The organism is Roseivirga pacifica (assembly GCF_900111145.1).
GTDB classification, from domain to species: domain Bacteria; phylum Bacteroidota; class Bacteroidia; order Cytophagales; family Cyclobacteriaceae; genus Roseivirga; species Roseivirga pacifica.
On record NZ_FOIR01000001.1, the window covers coordinates 1,141,481 to 1,164,248 of the forward strand.

16 protein-coding genes and 1 tRNA gene are annotated in these 22,768 nt (G+C 43.3%); 13 read left to right on the plus strand and 4 right to left on the minus strand.

All coding sequences use genetic code 11. The annotated features are described in order from the left end of the window. Both BMW98_RS05040 and rfbC read right to left on the minus strand, forming a co-directional pair. Complete coding sequence (locus BMW98_RS05040; protein WP_090257426.1) at positions 1-741, minus strand: tyrosine-protein phosphatase; 741 nt, start codon at positions 739-741, stop codon at positions 1-3. After that, a complete protein-coding gene (gene rfbC / locus BMW98_RS05045; protein ID WP_090257427.1) occupies positions 738-1,283 on the minus strand; it encodes a dTDP-4-dehydrorhamnose 3,5-epimerase in 546 nt (181 codons plus the stop codon). The genes BMW98_RS05040 and rfbC overlap by 4 nt, the downstream gene beginning before the upstream one ends. 137 nt (positions 1,284-1,420) lie before the next feature. Between rfbC and hflX the strand changes: the two genes are divergently transcribed. The 3 genes from hflX (at position 1,421) to BMW98_RS05060 (ending at position 3,928) form a co-directional block, all read left to right on the plus strand. Continuing rightward, a complete protein-coding gene (gene hflX / locus BMW98_RS05050) occupies positions 1,421-2,617 on the plus strand; it encodes a GTPase HflX (protein ID WP_090257428.1) in 1,197 nt (398 codons plus the stop codon). Between the two features lie 153 nt (positions 2,618-2,770). Continuing rightward, positions 2,771-2,842: transfer RNA gene (locus BMW98_RS05055), tRNA-Arg, on the plus strand. A gap of 66 nt (positions 2,843-2,908) precedes the next feature. Further along, on the plus strand, positions 2,909-3,928 hold the full coding sequence (locus BMW98_RS05060; RefSeq protein WP_090257429.1) for a LacI family DNA-binding transcriptional regulator: 1,020 nt from the start codon (positions 2,909-2,911) through the stop codon (positions 3,926-3,928). A gap of 34 nt (positions 3,929-3,962) precedes the next feature. Here BMW98_RS05060 and BMW98_RS05065 read toward each other — a convergent pair whose 3' ends face one another. Continuing rightward, the gene (locus tag BMW98_RS05065) at positions 3,963-6,557 is read right to left on the minus strand and encodes a hypothetical protein (protein WP_090257430.1); all 2,595 of its coding nucleotides are present in this window, start codon (positions 6,555-6,557) and stop codon (positions 3,963-3,965) included. Positions 6,558-6,964: 407 nt separating this feature from the next. Between BMW98_RS05065 and BMW98_RS05075 the strand changes: the two genes are divergently transcribed. From BMW98_RS05075 to BMW98_RS05095, 5 genes are all read left to right on the plus strand, one after another. Further along, a complete protein-coding gene (locus tag BMW98_RS05075; RefSeq protein ID WP_090257432.1) occupies positions 6,965-9,943 on the plus strand; it encodes a SusC/RagA family TonB-linked outer membrane protein in 2,979 nt (992 codons plus the stop codon). Positions 9,944-9,961: 18 nt separating this feature from the next. Beyond that, positions 9,962-11,548, plus strand: a complete 1,587-nt coding sequence (locus BMW98_RS05080; protein WP_090258218.1) for a RagB/SusD family nutrient uptake outer membrane protein — start codon at positions 9,962-9,964, stop codon at positions 11,546-11,548. 22 nt (positions 11,549-11,570) lie between these two features. Next, complete coding sequence (locus BMW98_RS05085; protein WP_090257433.1) at positions 11,571-12,704, plus strand: SusE domain-containing protein; 1,134 nt, start codon at positions 11,571-11,573, stop codon at positions 12,702-12,704. A gap of 90 nt (positions 12,705-12,794) precedes the next feature. Continuing rightward, positions 12,795-13,955, plus strand: a complete 1,161-nt coding sequence (locus BMW98_RS05090) for a glycoside hydrolase family 53 protein (protein WP_090257434.1) — start codon at positions 12,795-12,797, stop codon at positions 13,953-13,955. Between the two features lie 11 nt (positions 13,956-13,966). Next, a complete protein-coding gene (locus BMW98_RS05095; RefSeq protein ID WP_090257435.1) occupies positions 13,967-16,414 on the plus strand; it encodes a glycoside hydrolase family 2 TIM barrel-domain containing protein in 2,448 nt (815 codons plus the stop codon). A 65-nt stretch (positions 16,415-16,479) separates the two neighbouring features. On the opposite strand, the gene BMW98_RS05100 is transcribed toward BMW98_RS05095, so the two are convergent. Beyond that, positions 16,480-17,220, minus strand: a complete 741-nt coding sequence (locus BMW98_RS05100) for an NUDIX hydrolase (protein ID WP_245733490.1) — start codon at positions 17,218-17,220, stop codon at positions 16,480-16,482. Between the two features lie 342 nt (positions 17,221-17,562). Between BMW98_RS05100 and BMW98_RS05105 the strand changes: the two genes are divergently transcribed. The 5 genes from BMW98_RS05105 to BMW98_RS05125 all read left to right on the plus strand — a co-directional run bounded on the left by BMW98_RS05105 (position 17,563) and on the right by BMW98_RS05125 (position 22,742). Next, the gene (locus BMW98_RS05105; protein WP_090257437.1) at positions 17,563-19,131 is read left to right on the plus strand and encodes a sodium/sugar symporter; all 1,569 of its coding nucleotides are present in this window, start codon (positions 17,563-17,565) and stop codon (positions 19,129-19,131) included. Then, positions 19,131-20,303 carry a galactokinase gene (galK, locus tag BMW98_RS05110; protein WP_090257438.1) on the plus strand — a complete coding sequence of 391 codons (1,173 nt, stop codon included), beginning with the start codon at positions 19,131-19,133 and terminating at the stop codon, positions 20,301-20,303. Before BMW98_RS05105 ends, galK begins: the two co-directional genes overlap by 1 nt. Next, entirely contained in the window at positions 20,296-21,330 is a 1,035-nt protein-coding gene (locus tag BMW98_RS05115; protein WP_090257439.1) for a UDP-glucose--hexose-1-phosphate uridylyltransferase, read from the plus strand. Before galK ends, BMW98_RS05115 begins: the two co-directional genes overlap by 8 nt. Positions 21,331-21,510: 180 nt before the next feature. Next, a complete protein-coding gene (locus BMW98_RS05120) occupies positions 21,511-21,771 on the plus strand; it encodes a hypothetical protein (RefSeq protein WP_090257440.1) in 261 nt (86 codons plus the stop codon). Between the two features lie 104 nt (positions 21,772-21,875). Continuing rightward, complete coding sequence (locus BMW98_RS05125) at positions 21,876-22,742, plus strand: NUDIX domain-containing protein (RefSeq protein WP_090257441.1); 867 nt, start codon at positions 21,876-21,878, stop codon at positions 22,740-22,742. The last annotated feature ends 26 nt before the right edge of the window (positions 22,743-22,768 follow it).

Below are 22,768 nucleotides of genomic sequence, written 5' to 3' on the forward strand. Positions count from 1 at the left end.
TTATAGACTGTTGTTGATCAAATCGAGCTTGATCAGTTTTTGCCAATATTTAGTTTTAGTTGCCTCTTTTAAAAGGTTAATGTGCCCCATGTTGTGGCAATCGGTGCCCACCATGCGTATGGCGCCCATGTCGATTAATCGTTCGGCCAGTTTTTGAACTGGTTTTGAGTAACAACCTGTAAGCGCAACTGCGTTAAGCTGAAAAACAATGTCCCTGTCCAAAAGTTCCTCAATTAGCTTGTCGTTATTTTGCAAGTACATGTAACGCTCTGGGTGAGCGTACACCATTTTGTAGCCCTTCATGGTTAAATGAAACGAGGCCTCCTTTAGATGAGGAGGTTCATTTATAAAACCTGTTTCTAGCAAAACGTAATTTTTTCCGAAGGTGAGAATTTGCTGACCACTTTCTAGCCTTTCCATAAAATGTTCATCTAGAAAATACTCGCTTGCGGCCTCCATGGTAATGGAAATGCCCTCCGTTTTTGCGGCCTGTTTAATTTTTTCTAAACCACCTAGAATGCTTTCGGGTGTATTGTCGTAAGAGCCCCACATGGTATGCGGAGTGGTAATTACCTTTTTATAACCCAAAGCCTCCATTTCGCGCAGTATGGTCAAGCCTTGTTCAATGGATTGAATGCCGTCATCAACAGCTGGCACTAAATGAGAGTGAATGTCAACCTCGATTGGGCCAAGGTCGGGAATGGTGTTTTTATTCCGCTTAAAAAGTGAAAACAAGCTCAAAAAACAGGGTTTTGTTTATAAGCGTCAAATGTAGGTAAAACTTGATCTTTTTCTGAAACAATTGGGTTTTCAATTCCCCAATCAATGTTTAGCACAGGGTCGCTCCAAAGTACTCCACCTTCCGATTCCTTATTGTAATAGTTAGAACATTTGTATGTGAAAACGCTGTCTTCTAGCGCTACAAAGCCATGACCAAAACCGGCAGGAACTAAAAACATGTTGTGCTTTTCTGCATCTAAAATTACGGTGTGGTGCTTGCCAAAAGTAGGCGAGTCTTTTCTTAGGTCTACGGCTACATCTAGCACTTTGCCCGAAACTACACGAACAAGTTTGGCCTGTGCGTGCGGGTTTTGCTGGTAGTGCAAACCACGCAATGTCCCTTTTACAGAGAACGACTCATTGTCTTGAACGAAATCCTCGGTAATGCCGAGCTCAACAAAAAGAGACTTTTTGAAAGATTCGAAAAAGTACCCCCTTTTGTCTCCAAAAACATTAGGCTCTAGCTCATAAAGGCCGTCAAATCCGGTTTCAATAATTTTCATGTCTTTATCGTCAGTTTCGAAAGTAATACAAAGATGGGGATTGCGCGGTAATGCAGCCCGGATTTTCGGCCAATGGTTTGATTAATCGTTAAATTTCAGTTTGGTATCGATTAGTTGTATTTTTGCAGCTGAAATTTATGGGAGGTTATCTAACATACGAAACTGAAGCGGAAACCGCAGTAATGGTGGCGCTTATCAACAAGGAGCAACCTGAAGAAAAGGTTGTAGAATACCTTGATGAACTGGCTTTTTTGGCCAAAACTCTAGGGCTTGACGTTGTGAAGTCTTTTACACAGCGTTTAGATAAGCCCGATGTTCGCTCTTTTGTGGGGAGCGGAAAACTTGAGGAGATTCAAACATACATAAAGGCAGAAGACATTAAAGTGATCATTTTTGATGATGACTTGTCGCCTTCGCAGCTTCGCAACTTGGAGCGGGATCTTAAAGTGAAAATCTACGATAGGTCACTGCTGATTCTGGATATCTTTTTAGAGCGTGCACAAACTGCACAGGCCAAAACGCAAGTAGAACTGGCCCGATCGAGTTATCTGTTGCCACGCCTTACCCGCATGTGGACGCACCTTGAAAGACAGCGAGGAGGAACCGGAACCCGTGGTGGTGCTGGTGAGAAGGAAATTGAGACGGATAGGCGTATGATCCGGAACCAAATTACGGTGCTTAAAAAGAAGCTGGAGAAGATTGAAAAGCAAAATGAGGTGCAGCGCAAGTCGCGCCAAAGTGTGGTAAGGGTAGCCTTGGTAGGTTATACCAACGTGGGTAAGTCTACACTTATGCGCTTGCTTACTAAAGCCGATGTGCTGGCCGAAGACAAACTTTTTGCCACTGTAGATGCTACTGTTAGAAAGGTTGTTTTAGACCGAATTCCATTCCTGCTTTCAGACACAGTTGGGTTTATTCGCAAGTTGCCTACGCACCTCATTGAGTCGTTTAAGTCAACCCTGGCAGAGGTGCTTGAAGCGGATGTACTTTTGCACGTAATCGATGTTTCGCATCCTTATTTTCAGGATCAGATGGAAACGGTAAACCAAACGCTGATTGAAATTGGGGCGACCAACAAACCAACCATTTTGGTATTCAACAAGATCGATCAGTTTAAGCAGTTAGATGAAGAGCTGCTTGAAGAGATGGACAACCCGCCACCGACCATCGATGACCTTAAGCGCACGTACATGAACAAGGCTGAAAACGATGCTGTTTTCATTTCCGCTACGGAAAAGCAGAACATGGACGAGTTTCGCGAGGTGCTAATGGAAAAAGTGAAAAAGCGTCATTTTCAGATTTTCCCGAACTATTTAAAGGATAGTTACTATTAACAAGAAGGTAGAAGGTGGTTAACGAATCTGTTTTAACCACTTCAATTTCTTTATCAATGCTTTGGATTTTGTTTTTTGAATCATGAAAATTGAAATCCAGCTTGGCCAGCAGTTTTCCCGAGGCATCGGGAGGATAGCATAGGCTAGATTCTTGGCCCTGTAGTTCAATGGATAGAATAGAAGTTTCCTAAACTTTAGATCTAGGTTCGATTCCTAGCGGGGCTACTTTTTAATCCAATTCAAAAAACTTTTCATACTATATTTGAGTATACTCAAGTTTGAGTACTCACTATGGATGCTAGAAAAAAGGATTCGGGGCGCAGGCCACCTACTATGAAGGATATTGCCGATGAGTTAGGCATCTCTGCCTCTACGGTGTCTCGTATTTTGAGTGGTAAAATTGGAGCTCGAAAAGGTGAGTTAGTTACCAAAGTAAAGGATGCTGCCAAGCGCCTGAACTTCCAGACAAACTCGGTGGCTCGTTCGCTGCGTACTAGCAAAACTCAGCTTATTGGTATTATTGTGCCCAATATTGGTGATGACTACTTTGCCCGCGTACTTGCCGGTATCGAAGAAGTGGCCAATGGCCATGGCTACAACCTGATCATTTGCCAATCGAATGAATCGGTTGAAAAGGAGAGGCAGCTTATTCAGACACTTTCGGCTATTAATGTGGAGGGCATCCTCATTTCTCCTTCGGCACAAACCACCGATATGGACTATCTGGAAAGGGCGGAGGCCAATGGAATTGAGGTGGTGATTTTCGACAGGGTATTTAGTCATACCAAGTTTGCTAATATCGGCTATCAAGATTTTCACGATGCTTTTGAACTGGGTACTTACCTGATTAAAACGGGTTGTGAGCGAATGCTTTATGTTGGCATTTCCGAAAGCTTGTTAAATGATGGAGAAAGACTGCGAGGCTACAACAGGGCTTTGGAAAAAGAAGACTTGACACCATGCGATACCCTTTTTGTGCAAGACATTTTTAAAGCACAAGAAAGGCTGAAGCTGGGGCTTGCTGAATTACCTTACGACTGTATAGTTTGCTATAATGATATGGTGGCCGTAGAGGTACTCAACTTTTTAGAGGCTAAAGGCAAAAGGGTTCCTCAAGATATTTCCGTTTGTGGGTTCGATAACCGGGCTATTTGCGAATACACAACTCCTAAACTTACTAGTGTAGATCACTCCATGGGGAAAATGGGCAAGTTAGCTGCTAAAGCGCTTTTCGATCGGCTGATAAAAGATGAGGAGGCTGGCTCGGTGCGTTTGGTGGGTAAATTAGTTGTGCGAGAGTCGACCCGTTAAAGTCAACCCCCGCACAACATTAGAAATGGAGGTCTTATTGCTGCAAACTCAATCGGATTATTCCAACCCCGTGTGCTTGCTCTAGCTCATTTGTTTCAAGCCCAGGACCAATAGAAAACTGCACGCTTTCTATTCGCTCAATATCGAACGGAGCGGCAATATTGTGCTCCAAAAAGTAAGGCAAAAAGCTTGGGTAAGGCCTTGGCATAGTAACCGTTTTTACAGGCTTTAGGTCTGCCAAACTAAGTTCATATGCTTTCAACTCAGGTGTTAGGTTTATAGTGACTCCATAAGCTGCACCATCATCAAGCACAAAAGCAACCTGAAGTTTGTCGTTTTTATTGTTGAGCGAACGCCCCTCAAAAACAAGCTTCTTCATCTGCTTCAAATCGCTGGTTCTTCCTGCAATATCATCAAGAATGTAAGTCTTAAACGAGAAATCGTAAACCGGTGCTGCATTCAGGTTTTCATTGTCTGGGGTGAATAGTTTCTCTAGGTTCATTTGGTATTCGGAGGCCCTATTGCCTGCTGGCACCATTTTGAAACCGCGCGCCCACTTGCTGGTCACCATATCGGCTACATCCTCTACAGCTTCAAAAAGATAAATTGGTTGTGATGGACTTTTTATGGCCACGGAATATGGCTCGTTGTTATAAAAGTCCCATTCGCTCGGCAGACCTTCGTTTCCGGCAGGGTAGGTCACGTGCTTGTTGTCTGCATATTTTATGCTAATAAAGTAGTTAAAACTATCGCCATTGATTTTATCAGCTGGGACAGTTGTGGAATAGGTATAACCATCCTTTTCCATGTCTATGGTTTCGCCTCTCCAGCCAGAGGTAATCAGCTGAACAGCTTCTGGTGTTTTAGGCCCAACAAACTGAACACTGATGGTTAAATCCTCATTACTGCCAATTTGCTTTTGCGGCTCATGTTTAAACCATGCTTTTTCCACGGTTGTTGCTGGCGCATAGAAGTCGCTCAACCTGTTTGTTCCAAAAGCATCACCACGGTTCCATTGTGCTGTGTTGCCTTCTGCTGATAACATGTATGTGCCTGGACGAATGTCAAACGAGGTGCCGTTTGCTTTAGCAGTATAAGTGTTTCCATCGTTTATCGCTTCAATAGAAAAATCACTTCCTAATTCGTTGAGCCCAATTTGCATGTTATGTGTGGCCCAGTTTATTACTGCTACGGTTTTCTTAGGGCTATTTCTACCGAAAGGATTGTCTACCCAAATAGCGTCTGGCATTACTTCCAATCTCCATAAACCATTGGCAATTTTATCTAGAAAATAAGCTCCTTGCCCATCGTATGTTACTATTGGGCTGTTTCCGTAGCCGGCCACTTTGGTCAAGGCTGCTTCGTTTTTAGGTGCTGTTTGGGTATTGTTGGTGTAGAAGAATTTGTCGTTAGCATTGTAAATGGCTAAATCTTCTTTGTAGTCAACTTTAAAGTCGCCAAACGATGTGTTCGCTGGGTAAGCATCGAAGCTGCTGTAACGTGGTATTTGGTGAAAAACCTCTCCCGTAATCATTAAGCTAATGGCTTTTTGTGGGGTGTAATTGAGGTTCATAAAGTGCGTATTATACTCCGTATTATATGGGGCAATAAATGTAGGGTCGTAGGCAAACTGTGTACCTATTTGAATGCCGGCCGCTCTAAAACTACGGGCCATGGCTGGGTAAATGTACGATCGGCCTACATCGGCTGCATCAAATTCATAAACCAACTTGGCACCTTTGTTCGCCAAAATATCCTTGTCGAATGGAATGTCGTAATCGTTTACATTAGGCAGTAAATTGCCCGGAATCTCCTTTTGATAAGTCAATCCGGTTGGGTACCACTGAAACGTTCCACCATTTATTCCTGCTTCAAAGTAATCGTTTACAAAGTGAACACCGTGGCTAATGTTGTAGAAAATGGGCTTTTTGGTACCAGTGCTTTTCATGGCGTCAACCATGCCTTTAACAAATCGAGTTACCTCACTGCCTTCTCCGCGGTGGTGAGGTTCATTACTCACTTCAAACGCAATTAGGTTTGGCTCGTTTTTGTAGGCCACGCCCGTATATGGGTTTACATGGTTCAAAAACTGCTTTAAGTAGTTTTGCCCCGCTGCTTCAGCACCTGGCTCCGAAAGGCTATTGCCTTTGCCATACTTATGGCTAAAACCTGGTGTTTCGGTGTCTGGTTCTGGCCAGCCATTGCCCCAATATGCAATTGGAGTGATTACATAGTTAATATTGTGTTCGTTCAATTTAGAAAGTAGGTAATCGAATGCATCCAGGTGCTCGTTGGTAAGCAGGTTGCCCAGAGTGTCACTGATTTCCGTGTCCCAAACGTGAATACGGTACAAGTCGAAGCCTAGGCGCGTGAAATGATAGATGTCGTTATCAATGGCCTGTTTTACATCTACGCCAAGTCTTTTGGCCGAGCGGTAAGCGTGGGCAAAAGGGGCGCTGTAGTTTACCCCAAATCCTTTTACTTCTTCTTTGTTGTGCCCCCAACGCATTACGCCTTTCTTGTCTACATACACATCTTTTTTCTGTGCACTTAGGCTGTTAGGCACTAGGGCGAATGCAAGGCAAACCATTATAAGGCTTGCAACATAAGTGAGTTCTCTTCTTCGCATGTTATACATTTTAGTACGAAATAATTATTGGTGAATGCGCCTAATTCCATCAAAAATGGTGATTAAAATCCACTTGGGAGAAAGGTTTCAAGCGTTTGCATACACCATTGATAATATTTTTATGGTTTTCTGAATTGATTTACTTACTTTTATAAACGTAAAAAGTACATTTAATAATTTCAAGGTTTGAAAGCCTAACGGTCGTATTATTTTATGAGTGCTAAAAACAGCCTCATTTTTTAATGTGGCCATGTTCAAACGATTTCCACGATTCAGCGCGAATTCCACTTTTAAATGAGTTTTTCTCATAGAAATCGCCCTTCTGAAGCGTAACAAACGATTGCATTTGAAACGGGCATTAAACAACTGAAATTAGTAGCATAATGAATCCATAATGAGTGATAACTATGATGAGAACTAAACTAACTATGGGCACTAAATCGCTCTGCTCGTGGCTTTGTTCTTTGCTGCTATTAATGGCGGTAAGTACAGAGGCATTTGGTCAAACCATGACCGTGAGAGGAGTGGTAAGTGCTGCATCAGATGGTGGTACACTACCCGGTGTTACGGTTTCCGTAAAAAACACCACACGGGGTACGTTTACCAACGCAGAGGGGCGCTATGAACTTAGCGTGAACGCAGGCGATGTGCTGGTTTTCTCTTTTGTAGGTTTTGAAACCTTAGAGAAAACGGTAGCCACAGGAACCTTGGATGTAGTAATGGCCGAAACTGCACAAGCCTTGGGCGATGTGGTGGTAATTGGTTATGGTACTACTAATATTAAGGATGCAACCGGATCGATGGAAGCAATTTCTGAGGAAGATTTTAACAAGGGTAACATTGTTACGCCAGAAAGTCTTTTGAATGGCCGTGTGGCCGGTTTGACCATTAATCAAGGCGGTGAGCCAGGTGCAGGGTCAACTATTAGAATTAGAGGAGGTGCTTCGCTAAATGCTTCGAACGATCCTTTGATTATTATTAATGGCTTGCCAATTGAGAATACTTCAGTAGGTGGGTCTCGTTCTGTTTTGAGTTCTTTGAACCCAAATGAGATTGAGTCTTTTACTGTATTGAAAGATGCTTCGGCTACCGCTATTTATGGTTCTAGAGCATCTAACGGGGTAATTATTATTACTACTAAAGAGGCTCAAGACCAGCTAAATATTACGCTTGGTATGCAAACGAATGTAAGCCAATTGGCTAATAAGTTTGATGTATTTAGTGCCGATGAGTACCGTGAATTAATTAACGAAAGAAGACCTGACTTAGTAGGTGATCTTGGCGATGCTAACACAGATTGGCAAGAAGAGATTTACAGAACAGGTGTTTCGACCAACTTCAACCTTTCTGCCGAAGGTTCTTTGTTCGGAAAAGTGCCGACTAGAATTGGCTTGAACAGAACCGACCAAGAAGGTATTCGTCTTACTTCGGAGTTTGAAAGAAGTGCAGCAACTTTAAACATGCGTCCGTCTTTCTTTGACGATGCCCTTAAAGTTAGCGTGAACGTAAACTACTCACTTGAGAAGAACCGCTTTGCTAGTGGTCAAGAAGGTAATGCGATCACTTTCGACCCGACACAGCCAGTTTACGATGAGGAATCTCCTTTTGGTGGATACTTCCAGTACTATCAGGATAACAACGATGGTGTTTGGGATGTAAACGATTTAACTCCGTTTGCGGCTTGGAACCCAGTAGCCAACCTTATGCAAACTGAAAACAGAAGTACTGTTAACAGAGTGTTTGGTAACATTAAATTGGACTACACGCTACCTTTCTTCCCAGAACTTACTGCTACAGTTAACTTGGGTTACGATGAGCAGAGTGGCGAAGGCTTTAGCAGAACCTCTAACGAAAGTCCAGTTACTCAGCCACCAGATCAGTTATTCTTGGGGTCATCTTCAGAATATACCAGCTACAGAGTAAACAGATTGTTTGATGGTTACTTGCGCTATGCAAAAGAGCTTACAAGGTTTAATGTAGAAGGTACTGTTGGTTACTCTTTCCAGAAGTTTAAAGATGACAACTGGAGTTCTGGTGAACTATTGAACGACCAAGAAGACTCTGAGCCAGTTTATAACGTTTCTCCAGATCTTGTATTGATTGGTTTATTCGGTAGAGCAAACCTTTCAATGGATAACAAGTACTTCTTAACGCTTTCTTACAGAGCTGATGGTACTTCTCGTTTTGCTGAAGATAATAGATGGGGTTACTTCCCTGCAGCGGCAGTTTCTTGGAAAATTAATGAGGATTTATTCCCAGACTCTGACGTATTCTCTACCATGAAGATAAGAGCTGGTTGGGGTATCACAGGTCAGCAGGATATTGGTGATAGAGACATTTATTTACCAAGATATTCAATTGGTTTACCAACCTCTCAATACCAGTTCGGTAACCAAGTGTTGCAAGTTGGTGTGCCAATTTTCCGTAACGATGTAATTAAGTGGGAAGAAACAATGACCACCAACATTGGTGTAGACTTTGGCTTGTTCAACGATCGTTTCTTTGGTTCGGTAGAATACTTCTATAAAGAGTCTAAAGATCTTTTGACTAACTCAGCAATTGCTGATGGTTCTAACTTTAGCAACGCAGGTATCCAAAACTTAGGAAACTTCACTACTCAAGGTGTTGAGTTCAGTATCAACGGTGATATTATCAGGTCTAACGAAGGTTTTAACTGGAATGTAAATTACAATACCACTTTCATTACTCAAGAGATTACCAAGTTGGCCCTTGGTGCCGATATCTTAGCAGGTGGAATTGCAGGTGGTACAGGCGGTAATATTCAATTGCACAGAGTGGGTTATTCACCTTACATGTTCTACGTACACAAGCAAGTGTATGACGAAACAGGTATGCCAATTGAAGGTGCTTATGCCGACTTAAACGGTGATAACGTGATCAACGATGAGGATCGTTACTTGCACCGAAATGGTATTCCTGATGTAACAATGGGCTTCCTTTCTAACATGAACTATAAGAACTGGAATCTAAGCTTTAACCTAAGAGCTGCTTTAGGTCAGTACAACTACAACAACGTTAACTCTGTAAATGCGCAGTTGGCTAACATTAAGTTGAACAATGTGTTGTCTAACATTCCGGTTTCTACTTTGGACTCTGAGTTTGAAATTACTGAGAACGTAATCACTTCAGACTACTACATTGAGGAGGCATCTTACCTTAAGTTGGACAACATTACTTTGGGCTACAACTTCACTAATCCGTGGTTCAAAGGTATGAAGGGAGCAAATCTTTCAGCGGGTGTTCAGAATGTGTTTGTTATTACAAACTACTCTGGCATTGACCCTGAGGTATTCAATAATGGTATTGATAACACCATTTACCCTAGAGCAAGAACTTACTTCTTAGCGCTGAAATTCAATTTCTAATCTGTGATGAACTTAGATATGAAAAAATATATAACAATCGTATGCTCACTTGTACTGCTTTCAGCATGTACGGGACAGCTAGATGTTACGCCTAACGATCCGGATGTAATCTTGGTAGATGATTTCTACACAACTCCGGAATCATACAAACAGGGGCTTGCCGGTGTATATGGTAACCTTTCACTTACAGGGCCTTCTGGTCCGGGTAGCTCAAGTATTCAAGGGCTCGATGCTGGTACTTCTCAGTACGGTCGTGGGCTTTGGAACTTGAACGAATTGGCAAGTGACGGTGCTGTTTGGTCTTGGGAAAACGACCCAGGATTACGCTCTTTGAACAGAAACACTTGGAGTGCTACAAACCCAATCTTAAGGGGGATGTTCGGTCGTTTAATGAATTCTGTTTCTTACGCAAACGAGTACCTAAGACAAACTACCGATGGCGCACTGAATGATAGAGGTGTGGATGATGCCACAAGAGCCGATATTCAGGTGTATAGAGCTGAAGCTCGCTTTTTAAGAGCAATGGCTTATTACAATATGATGGACCTGTTTGGTCAAGCGCCAATGATTACAGAGGATGATCCTGTTGGAGCTTACCAGGCGCCAAAGGCAGATAGAGCCGAGCTTTTTGCTTACGTAGAATCTGAATTGCTGGCAATTTTACCTGAAATGGCTGAGCCATTGATGAACGAATACGCTAGAGCGGATAAAGCTGCTGCTTGGATGCTTTTAGCAAAGATCTATTTGAATGCTGAAGTTTACATTGGCCAAGATAGATATGCTGACTGCCTAAGCTACTGCGAAGATATTATCGCAGCGGGCTTTGAGTTAACGCCAGATTACTTGATGAACTTTATGGCAGACAATGATGAAACCGTTGCGCGCAACGAAATCATCTTCCCTGTGGTTTCTGATGGTATTACTACGCAAAACTACGGCCCAACTACAGTTATGATCAACGGCCAAGTTGGTTCTACAGAGGCTAATGGTGGTGACTTTGGTGTCGCTGCAGGTGGCTGGGGTGGAGCCCTAAGAGTTACTCAGCAGTTTTCAGAGGTTTTCATGAATGGTTCTTACGGAACGGATGATAGAAATACTTTGATCACAGCTGATCGTACTATTGAGGTTTCTGATATTGCAGACCGTTCTACAGGGTACATTATTGGTAAATGGTCTAACAAAACTTCTGGTGGAGCAAATGGTAGCGCCAACGAGATTGTTGATACAGACTTCCCAATGTTCCGTTTGGCTGATGTGTACTTAATGTATGCTGAAGCACACCTAAGAGGTGGTGGAGGTTCTGCTACTACTGCGGTAGGTTACATTAACGACTTGAGAACTAGGGCAAATAACCCGAATACAATTGGCCAGAGCGCGCTTACACTCGATTTAATCTTAGATGAAAGACAAGTTGAGTTACATTGGGAGGCTCACCGTAGACAAGACCTAATCCGCTTCGGTAAATATACCGGTAGTGCCTACAACTGGTCTTGGAAGGGTAATGCACCAAACGGTATTCCGCTTGGCGCACACATGGCTATTTACCCAATTCCTGAGGCTAGCCTTGCCGCTAACCCTAACTTAACTCAAAACCCTGGTTACTAATCGACTTAAAGAATTTAGAAATATGAAAACTATAAAAACATACATGTTGGCAGTGCTAGCGCTATTCTTTGTAGCTAGTTGTGCTGAAGATGACGGACTGGTATTTATTGCCACTCCAAGCGAAGAGGGAGTTGCTTTTCAAAACTCCTTCGCTTCGAACTACCTTTTGTCTGAAGAAACAGCAGACAACCTTGCTGAAAGATTTGTTTGGAATGAGGCGGATTTTGGTGCGCCTGTAAACGTTACTTACGAATTGCACGGTTCTATTGATCCAACTTTCGCTACTTCAGAAATTGTAGGATCAACAGCCGAAACTAATATTGGTGTTACTGTAAGTGTGTTGTTGGATATGGCCGAAGAATTAGGTCTTGATGATGATCCAAATACTGCTGATATGGGCAATACTGGTCAGGTTTACTTCAGATTGCGTGCTTTTGTAGGCGCAGGCCAAGGTGAGCCAACCGAAATGATCTCTGAAATTGAGCCTTTGAACATTGAGGTAATCGAAAGACAACCTGATGGAACTTGTGCTTCTATTTGGGCTGTAGGTGAAGCTACTGAAGATGCAGGTTGGGATTGGTCTTCTCCAATTGAATTCACTTGCGAAAACGATGTAAGATCTACTCACGTATCATTGATCAACGGAACTTTCCGCTTCTTTAGTACTGAAGGCGATTGGGCTTCTGGCATGAACTTCCCTTACTATGTAAGCGAAGGTTACACTATCGATGCAAACTTTGAGGACGCTGCCGATGGTGATAATAACTTCCGTTTTATTGGAACGCCAGGTGTTTACGAGCTAGTAGTTGACGATGTGAACAAAACCATCACTTTGAATGAAAGCCAGTACTACTTAGTAGGTGAGGCCATTGTTCAAACCGGTTGGGATTGGGCAAACAGACCTGTAATGGTTGAAGTTGATCCTTACGTTTACTCAGTGGATGTAGAGTTAACCAATGGTGCTTTCAGATTCTTCACAGTTGATACTGATTGGGGTTCTGGATTGAACTACCCATACTTTGTAGATGAAGGTTACACTATTGATGCGAACTTCGAAAATGCTGAAGATGGCGATAGCAACTTTAGCTTTATCGGAACTCCGGGTACTTATACCCTAACTGTAGATACAGCGAACAAGACAATCACATTGAACTAATTCAGTGTTGAAAATACCAAAGGAAGGGTGGTTCGCTGCCCTTCCTTTTCTTTAGAAAACTACCTACCCAAAAAACTAAACCCCTATAAAATGATGAGATCTGGTATGCTCCAAATACTCTTCAGCCTTTTCTTATTTTCTTCTTGTGGTTCTGACGATGGTGGCATCGAAGTAGGCCCAAGAGAAGATGACCCTACCACGCCTCCTGTTACAGGCCTATCTTATTATGGCGCAGACCTTTCATATGTAAACGAAATGGAAGACTGCGGAGCCACTTATTACAATGCCGATGGCGATGCGCAAGATCCTTTCGAGATTTTTCAACAAGCCGGAACCAACTTGGTTCGGGTAAGACTTTGGCACAATGCTGAATGGACTGACTACTCTGACCTAGAAGACGCAAAGCAAACCATTAGCCGAGCAAAAGCGCTTGGTATGAACGTGTTGCTCGACTTTCATTATTCAGATGAATGGGCAGACCCAGCAAAACAAGAGATTCCTGCCGCTTGGGCAGACCAAATAGACAATACACAAGCACTCACTCAGTTGCTTTACGATTATACTTACGAGACGTTAGAACACCTGAGCGAGGAAAACCTGCTGCCAGAAATGGTACAAGTAGGTAACGAAATTAATGGCATGATGCTACAGCAAGGTGAGTTGGAATGGCCAATCGATTGGAATAGAAACTCCGCCTTAATCAATAGCGGTATTCAAGCCGTGCGCGATGCTTCATCTGACTTCAGTAAGGAGATTGAAGTAATGCTCCATATTGCCCAGCCCGAAAATGCACTTTGGTGGTTTGAACAGGCTACAGATGCAGGAGTGACAGACTATGATTGGATTGGTCTTTCTTACTACCCAATTTGGTCAGAGTACAATCTGGATAATGTTGGAGACGCCTTCAAAACATTGGTTGACACCTACAGCAAGCAGCTAATGGTGGTTGAAACCGCCTATCCATTCACCATGGAGAATAATGACCCTGCGAACAATATCCTCAACAACGATGCGCTGATTTCTGGTTACCCAGCTTCTCAACAAGGGCAATTGGATTACCTGCTAGAACTCGGAGCAGTAATTTCTGAGGCAGGGGGTGCCGGTTTAGTGTATTGGGAGCCGGCTTGGGTTTCTACCGGATGCAGCACGCAGTGGGGGCAGGGGTCTCATTGGGACAACGCCACACTTTTCGACCATAGCAACAAAGCAACATTGGCTTTGAGCTTTTACAATGGGGCCAAAGAAGACTAAACACTAATCAGATGAGAGATTATATAAATTCAAAGCTACTCGCCACGGTAGCACTTATATGCCTGTGCCTTAGCCAAAGTGCCTTGGGGCAAGAGCGTACTTCTACGGTACTTCGTAATGGTTGGAAGTTTGCTAAAGGCGAACAAGCAAATGCCTTCGCACCGGCTTTTAAGGATGCCGACTGGGAGGAAGTAGCCGTACCGCACGACTGGGCCATTGAGGGGCCTTTTGAGATTGATGGAAACGGGAGTACCGGCAAGCTGCCATGGAAAGGCCAAGGCTGGTACAGAAATGAACTTGAAATTCCTGCAAGTGCTGAAGGAAAACGCGTTTACTTAGTTTTTGATGGGGTAATGGCTTTTCCTAAGGTTTACCTCAATGGAGAAAATGTAGGTGAATGGGATTATGGATACAATTCATTCTATCTAGATGTAACCAATGCGGTGAAATTTGGAGAGGACAACTTGCTTGCCGTGCATGCTGATACGCGCGAGCATGGTAGCCGTTGGTATCCGGGGGCGGGTATGTACCGCAAAGTAACCATGGTGTTTGCCGATCCAGTTCACGCTGAAGTTTGGGGCACCTACATTACCACGCCAATTGTAAAACCTAATTACGCTGATGTAAGAATTAGCACCGCAGTAAAGAACACTTCTTCGGCAGATGCTGAGATTACGGTTTTGCAGAAAATCTTCAGCCCTGATGGTATTGAAGTAGGGCAAGATACCATTTCAAGAACTGTGAAAGCTGGTAGAACAGCCGACTTGGAAGTTGATATTAGGTTGATAGACCCCGAGCGATGGGATGTTGAAAATCCTGCACTTTACACAGCCGAAACACACATTTTGAGCGATGGAAATGCGGTAGATATTACACGCAATAAGTTCGGAGTAAGAACAATTGCTTTTACTGCCGATGACGGCTTTCATTTAAATGGAAGAAGGGTTCAGCTAAAAGGAGTGAATCTTCACCACGGGCATGGTCCTTTGGGTGCTGCTTTCAACAAAAGAGCCATGCAGCGCCAGTTAGAGATCATGAAGTCGATGGGGGTAAATGCCATTAGAAACAGCCACAATACTGCGGCACCTGAGCTACTGGAACTGTGTGATGAAATGGGCTTATTGATGTTCAATGAAGTATTCGATAAGTACGATAACAAAGCGGATATTCTTGAAGACACAGACTTTGATGAGTTTGCACACAGAAACATCAAAAGCTTTGTAACACGCGACAGAAATCACCCATCTATTTTCTTGTGGAGTGTGGGGAATGAGATTGGCGATGTGCAGTGGAATATCAACAACGGTTTTAAGCGCCTGCACACCATGTTGAACTACGTGAACAAGTACGACCCAACGCGTCCAACTACTTTGGTAAACGACAATATGGAGGGGGCATCTATGCGCCACTTCGATTTGTACGATGTGCACGCCTGGAATTATGGGAGAAGATACCGTTTGGCCCGTCAAATGGAGCCTAACAAATCGGTGGTGATTAGCGAATCAGCTTCTACAGTAAGTACAAGAGGCTTTTATGAATTTCCTTTACCTGAAGAAAAGACCGACTTCACCAAATCTTTACAGGTAAGTTCGTACGACCTGAATGCACCAGATTGGGCTGAAATTGGTGATGACGATTTTATGTGGCAGCAAGACGAACCTTACATTGCTGGCGAATTTGTTTGGACCGGCTTTGATTATTTGGGTGAGCCAACACCATACGATAACCGCTCAGTAAAGGGAATGGGCTTTGGCGATAAAGAGGCCTCTCGCAGCTCTTACTTTGGCATTGTGGATATGGTTGGAATTCCGAAAGACAGGTACTATTTGTACAAAAGTTATTGGATGCCTGAGGAAAAGACCATACACATTTTGCCGCATTGGAATTGGCCTGACAGAGTTGGGAAGAACGTACCTGTATTCGTTTATACCAATGGCGACAAGGCAGAGCTTTTCTTGAACGGGAAATCTCAAGGTTTTCAGCAGAAAGATCCGGCCTCAAAAAACTCTGTGGAGCGTTTTCGCTTAATGTGGAGAGATGTGGTTTACGAGCCAGGAGAATTAAAGGTAGTGGTTTATAAAAACGGAGAATTGCTTGGCGAGCAAACACTTTCAACTACTGGGGAGGCGACCAACTTAAAACTCACCGCAGATAGAACTGCAATTGAAAAAGGCGGAGAAGACCTTTCCTACGTAATGGTTGAAGCAACCGATGCTGATGGAAACCCACACCCATGGGCAGATGGATATGTTGAAATTGATGTGAAAGGAAGTGTGGAGATTGCCGGTGTTGGCAATGGAAATCCGCAGTCTTTCGAGCCGTTTCAGGGCAACCGTGTAAAGCTGTTTTATGGAAAAGCCATGATCATTTTACGCTCTACCAATAGGGCTGGTAAGGCCACGGTAACTGTAAAGTCCGATGGGCTTAAAAAATCATCTGTAGAGCTACATGTAAAATAGCAATGAATAAAAGTTCCGGAATGCTTCTTTGAGCTGTAGTGGTTCAGAGAAGGGTTCCGGAATTTCTAAAACTCGAAGTTGTAACCTTCTTTTAAGAGTTTCTGATAGGTTTCTTCATTAAACTCATAAAGGAAAGAGCCCTTCTTTGAAGTACTCATATCTTTCTTCTCAAGCTTAGTCAGCAAGCCCGACTTCAATATTTTCTTTCTAAAATTCCGATCGTCAATTGGATGAGAGAAAATGGCCTCATACACTTTCAAAAGTTGCAGGAGCGTAAATTGCTTCGGTACAAGTTCAAAGCCAATTGGGTGAAACCTAGCCCGTTCGCGCAAGTTTTCAATGGCCATAGTTACCATGTCGCCATGGTCCAATATCAACTCAGGAACCTGATCGAAAGGTACCCATTTCGCCTCGTGATGATCTATGCTGAACTGGTCTTGGTTCTGATCCACTTTTATAAGGCTCCAGTAAGCAACGGAAACCACGCGACCCCCTGAGTCACGATTGCTGTCGCCAAAACAGTGGAGCTGCTCCATATAGATGTCGCGAATGCCCGTAAGTTCGTGCAGCACATTTTCAGCCGCTGTATCCACCGATTCATCGGGTCTAACAAAACGACCAAGCAGCGACCAATGGCCGGCCAATGGTTCAACCTCACGCTTAAAAATTAATAGCTTTAGCTGGTTGTTTTCTACCCCAAAAATAATGCAGTCTACGGCCATCAAAATTGGTTGGCCGTTGCTGTAGGTAGCCAAAATGGTTTCCTTCAGATTTTCGTTGGTCATTGTATTGTTCGAACTGCTCATTTCTTAATCAAGCCCTCAATTTAAGGATTAGATTTTTTACAGACCATTTATAACTTAAAACAAAACCAAAAAGGTTAGTGCTTAAGCCGTGTCACATTGAAAACGATTGAAAATAATGGCCACAATTACATGGTTGGGTTTTTAATTCTTGTATTAAACGTTATTTTTACGTTTAAATAATTTTGAATTAAAGCACCTTGATTTCTTGTAATGATTTGTGCTTTCTAAACTGTTAGAAAAACGTTTGCCTATTAAATCTGTTTGCCACTCGAACAAGGCATGAGTGGCATTTGATAAAAAAGCGTAATTTGAACGTTTTAACGATGTAATAATTCATCACCTATGAACTTTTCTACTACAGATATTATCGTGTTCATTGTCTATGGTGTCATGATTGTGACCTTCGGACTATGGATTTCCCGAGAAAAAAAGGGACACAAAAAAGACTCGGCCGATTACTTTTTGGCGGGCAAAGCACTGCCATGGTGGGCCATTGGTGCATCGCTTATCGCATCGAACATTTCGGCAGAGCAATTCATTGGCATGTCGGGCTCTGGTTATGCCATAGGTTTGGGTATTGCTTCTTACGAATGGATGGGTGGATTGACCCTCATTTTGGTGGCGAAATACTTGTTGCCGATTTTTATTGAGAAGCAAATATTCACTCTTCCTCAGTTTTTGGAAATACGCTACGATAGTCGAATCAGAACGATTTTGGCAGTTTTCTGGGTGTTTCTTTATACGCTGGTAAACCTTACTACTGTACTATATCTTTCTTCGCTTGCCCTAAGTTTGGTGCTTGGCATTTCCATGACACAGTCGATTGTTGGGCTTGCTGCGGTGGCCGTAGCTTATTCCATTTATGGCGGGCTTAAGGCCGTAGCATGGACGGACGTTATCCAAGTGGTTTTCTTGGTAATTGGTGGTTTGATCACAACCTACTTGGCATTGGATGCTGTTTCTGCTGGTGCAGGTCCGGCTGCAGGTTTTAAGGTACTGTTGGAAAAAGCTCCCGAAAAGTTCGATATGATCTTGAGTAAGGACAATGAGTTCTATAAGGACTTGCCGGGTTTGGGCGTGATTTTAGGTGGTCTTTGGATTGCTAACATTAGCTACTTCGGTTGTAATCAATACATTATTCAGCGGGCACTTGCGGCCAAAAACATTGGCGAGGCACAAAAGGGTTTGGCCTTTGCGGGTTATCTAAAGCTTTTGCTGCCAATTATTGTGGTAATACCGGGAATCGCGGCTTTTGTGTTGCAAGCAGATATTGCAAGATACGATGAGGCCTACCCATGGTTGCTTGGCAACTTGGTTCCGGTAGGCATTAAGGGGATGGCCTTCGCGGCTTTAATTGCCGCAGCACTTTCATCATTGAGCTCAATGATGAACAGTACCGCTACCATTTTCACCATGGATATTTACAAGCCCTTTGTAAACCCAGAGGCCTCTGAAACTAAGCTGGTAACAGTGGGAAGAATTGTAGGATTAACTGCAGTGGTAATTGCTGTGCTTGTAGCGCAACCACTACTTGGTGGCGAAGAGCAGGTTTTCCAGTTTATTCAGAAGTACACCGGTTATGTGAGTCCGGGTATTGTAGTGCTATTCTTATTCGGGCTTTTCTGGAAGCGCACCACTGCCACAGGAGCACTTTGGGCGGCTATTGCATCGGTGCCGTTTAGTGTGGTGGTCGATTTGGCTTTCCCAAGTATGCCTTTCTTAAACCAAATGGGCGTGGTATTCTTGGCACTTTCTGCGCTTATCATAGCCATTTCTTTTGCTACCAGCCAAGGCGATTCGCCTAAGGCAATTAAGATCGGTCCGAGTTTGTTCAAAACCAGCCCAACTTTTAATGCGCTGGCTATGGGTATTATTTTAATTCTAGGTGCGCTTTACGCGATGTTTTGGTAATGGAGTATTCAGCGTTATTACAACTTTATAAAGATAGATTCAATTCCGAACCGAGAGTTTTTCGCTCTCCAGGAAGGATAAATATAATTGGCGAACACACCGACTATAATGACGGGTTTGTGCTGCCTGCGGGTATAGATAAAGAGATTTGTATGGTGATGGGAGTGAATTTCTCCGACACCTTTAACCTCTATTCTGTAGATAAAAAGGAGTGCGTTAGCTTCACTATAGATACTTACAAAGAAGTGTCTGCCGGTTGGGCCAAATACATTATTGGTGTAATTGACCAGTTGGTACAAATGGAAATTGCCATTGGCGGTTTCGATTGTGTTTTTCAGGGCGATATACCTCTGGGAGCAGGTCTGTCTTCTTCGGCAGCTTTAGAATGCGCCACACTTTATGGCCTAAAGCACCTCTTCAATGTTGAACTTTCCAAAAAGGAAATAGCGCTTATCGCGCAGAAGGCAGAGAATCAGTATGTAGGTGTAAACTGCGGTATAATGGATCAGTTTGCATCGGTTTTTGCGGCTGAAGGCCAGGCGCTGAAGCTTGATTGTAGAGACTTAAGCTACGAGCTTTATCCATTGGAAATGCAGGGCTATCAACTCGTATTGGTAGACTCTTTGGTAAGCCACAATTTGGCCTCTTCCGAATATAATGTCCGCAGGGCAGAGTGCGAAGAAGCACTTGCCATTCTGCAGCAAAACCATCCGCACTTCTTAGCGCTCCGCGATGCTTCAATTGAAGATTTGGAAGCACAGAAAGATGAGTTTAGGCCGGTTGTTTACAAGCGTGCAAAATATATGATTGAAGAAATTGCTCGGGTGGGTAAAGCTTGCCAAGCCATGACGAGCAATGATTTACCTGAGCTTGGTAGCTTGCTTTATGCTACCCATGCTGGCTTGCAGCACGAGTTTGAAATTAGCTGCAAGGAGCTCGATTTTCTTGTTGATTTTACCCGGGATAAGGAAGAAATTCTTGGGTCGCGAATGATGGGTGGCGGCTTTGGTGGCTGCACAATCAATTTGGTAAAAGATGATTTCGTAGAAGACTTTGAGTTAAGCGTTTCTAAAGCATACGAAGCAGCCTACGGAAAAGCGCCAGCCATCTATCGTGTTAAAACTTCATCTGGTTCATCAGAAATTACAGCCTCTTTATTAATCAATGGTTGATTTACAGAATAACCCTCATCGAAGGTTCAACCCGCTAACAAACGAGTGGGTGCTTGTTTCACCACATAGGGCAAAAAGGCCATGGCAAGGCAAAACAGAAAGTTTGCCAGCCGATAATCGGCCTAGTTACGACCCAAGCTGCTACCTATGCCCCGGTAACACACGGGCGGGCGGCCTAGAGAACGACAAGTACACTTCTACCTATGTTTTTACCAATGATTTTGGGGCGCTTTTGCCAGAAGGTGAAGAGGAAAAATCTAGTAATGGTTTGTTGGTTTCCGAAACGGTAAAAGGCATTTGTAGGGTGGTTTGTTTTTCGCCTGACCATAGTTTGACGCTGCCTTTAATGAGTGAAAACCATATAGAGGAGGTTATTCGCCTGTGGCAAACACAATACGCAGAATTGGGCGCCAAAGACTTCATCAACTACGTTCAAATCTTTGAGAACAAAGGGGAAATAATGGGATGTAGCAATCCCCACCCGCACGGTCAAATTTGGGCAACAAGCAACATTCCTGACGAGCCTTTTAAGGAGAACAAAGCGCAAAAAACATATTTTGCTGAGCATGGATGCACCTTGTTGGGCGATTATTTGAAACAGGAGCTGGCTGCAGGTGAGCGCATAGTTTTAGAGAATGAGCACTTTGTAGCTTTGGTGCCTTATTGGGCAGTTTGGCCTTACGAAACCATGCTTATTAGCAAAAGAGCGGTGCAGCATATTGGCCAATTAAACGATGAGGAAGTGGCTAGTTATGCCAGTATTATGAAGCGCCTAACGGTTAAATACGACAACCTCTTTGAAACCTCTTTTCCTTATTCTTCGGGAATTCATCAGGCACCAACAGATGGAGAGGCGCACCCAGAATGGCACTTACATATGCACTTTTATCCGCCATTGTTGCGTTCGGCAACAGTTAAAAAGTTTATGGTAGGCTTTGAAATGATGGCGAATCCGCAACGCGACATTACTGCAGAATATAGTGCCAAGGTTTTGAGAGAATTGCCTGAGGTGCATTACAGCCTTTGAAAAAAAGCTCGTTGGCAATCAAAATCCGATTAGCCTTTAACCCACCCTAAAGGGCATTAATATCAAGTCGGTTTATTTTCCTTTAGGGCAAGGGCTCGGATGTATTTCTTCTAAAGTTGATTGCTAATGCTGTCTATAAAATTCCAATTGTTGCTTACCTTCAAGCCTCAATTTTAGTGCATGTTTGACGGTAACGAATACCCTAAATCTATAGAAGAGTCTCAGTTTGAGCAGTGGCTTGAAGAAGGTCGGGAAAGCAAAATGGCTTATGAGTACATGTTGATTGTGTGGGACGAGCTAGATGGCGAATACCATCCGGAATATGTAGACAGCCGAGAAAAAATCAGGAAGTATCCGTTTTGGGGAGAAACCGGAGGTCATAGTGCTACCATTGCCGTTTACGACTTGTTTTCCGAGTCTAGAATCACCGTCTTGGATTGAGGTTTCTGTTATCCTGCCCCGGCATCGAGTTTTCTTAGAGCGAAGCATATACAAGTTCTTCAAACTTAATGTGCGCTTAACTTCTATTCTGCTTTCTTAGTGGTATGAAGAAAATCCCTCGTGCTGAGTTTAATGCCATAATCGATCATCCTGGCTGTGGTGCTATTCTTGGCCTGAAAGAAGACAAGGTGCTGCTTATTCAAATGAGAAGGAACGATTTTCCTTTCGATACTTTTGAAATCCCCGGTGGTGTGAGTGAGTTGAATGAGACTCCTGAGCAAGCTGCGCGCAGAGAGCTGAAGGAAGAAACTGGTTTTGATATTGGCTACACGCATGACCTTATTACAATCACTCCATCGGTAGGTTATTCCAATGAGTACATTTCAATATACATAGGTGAGCTTTTAGGTGCCGAAGGTGAAGCCGAGCATACCTTTGATTTTTTCACCAAGGATGAAGTTGCTGTGCTTATTAAGGGCGGTAAGGTCATAGATGCGCAAACGCTAGGAGCACTTAGTTTTTGGCTCAATGGAACGGTAAATACTGCAGTTCCCGATGTGCTTTTTCTCTGCACTGGTAACTACTATCGCAGTCGTTTCTGTGAGTTATATTTTAATCAGTTGATGGCAGAACGGCCTTTTTTCGCAGACTCAAAGGGACTGCTGGCCTACAGAAAAATTAACCCAGGATTTATATCTCCGCATACCTTGAAATATGCGAGTGAAATTGAATTGCCGCTTGGTGTAACCAAATTTCCAGATCAAATGGAAGAGCGACATTTTGAGCAAGCTAAACTGGTAATTGCCTTGGATGAAACCGAGCACCGACCAATGATGCAAGAGCAATTTCCTGAATGGGTAAACCAAATAGAATATTGGCAAGTACACGATATCGATTTTACTGAACCAAGCGAAGCGCTTCCGGTGCTCAAGCAAAAGGTGGAGGAACTTGTGAAGCGATTCCTTTCGTAATTGACTGATAGTTAGGGGTGTGTTGT

Excerpts from the sequence above, each read along its gene's own strand:
- BMW98_RS05075 (WP_090257432.1), top strand. The coding sequence starts at position 6,965 with ATGATGAGAACTAAACTAACTATGGGCACTAAATCGCTCTGCTCGTGG.
- BMW98_RS05100 (WP_245733490.1), bottom strand. The coding sequence starts at position 17,220 with ATGAGCAGTTCGAACAATACAATGACCAACGAAAATCTGAAGGAAACC.
- BMW98_RS05115 (WP_090257439.1), top strand. The coding sequence starts at position 20,296 with ATGGTTGATTTACAGAATAACCCTCATCGAAGGTTCAACCCGCTAACA.
- BMW98_RS05125 (WP_090257441.1), top strand. The coding sequence starts at position 21,876 with ATGAAGAAAATCCCTCGTGCTGAGTTTAATGCCATAATCGATCATCCT.
- rfbC (WP_090257427.1), bottom strand. The coding sequence starts at position 1,283 with ATGAAAATTATTGAAACCGGATTTGACGGCCTTTATGAGCTAGAGCCT.
- BMW98_RS05120 (WP_090257440.1), top strand. The coding sequence starts at position 21,511 with ATGTTTGACGGTAACGAATACCCTAAATCTATAGAAGAGTCTCAGTTT.
- hflX (WP_090257428.1), top strand. The coding sequence starts at position 1,421 with ATGGGAGGTTATCTAACATACGAAACTGAAGCGGAAACCGCAGTAATG.
- BMW98_RS05060 (WP_090257429.1), top strand. The coding sequence starts at position 2,909 with ATGGATGCTAGAAAAAAGGATTCGGGGCGCAGGCCACCTACTATGAAG.
- BMW98_RS05080 (WP_090258218.1), top strand. The coding sequence starts at position 9,962 with ATGAAAAAATATATAACAATCGTATGCTCACTTGTACTGCTTTCAGCA.
- BMW98_RS05095 (WP_090257435.1), top strand. The coding sequence starts at position 13,967 with ATGAGAGATTATATAAATTCAAAGCTACTCGCCACGGTAGCACTTATA.
- BMW98_RS05065 (WP_090257430.1), bottom strand. The coding sequence starts at position 6,557 with ATGCGAAGAAGAGAACTCACTTATGTTGCAAGCCTTATAATGGTTTGC.
- BMW98_RS05090 (WP_090257434.1), top strand. The coding sequence starts at position 12,795 with ATGATGAGATCTGGTATGCTCCAAATACTCTTCAGCCTTTTCTTATTT.
- BMW98_RS05105 (WP_090257437.1), top strand. The coding sequence starts at position 17,563 with ATGAACTTTTCTACTACAGATATTATCGTGTTCATTGTCTATGGTGTC.
- galK (WP_090257438.1), top strand. The coding sequence starts at position 19,131 with ATGGAGTATTCAGCGTTATTACAACTTTATAAAGATAGATTCAATTCC.
- BMW98_RS05085 (WP_090257433.1), top strand. The coding sequence starts at position 11,571 with ATGAAAACTATAAAAACATACATGTTGGCAGTGCTAGCGCTATTCTTT.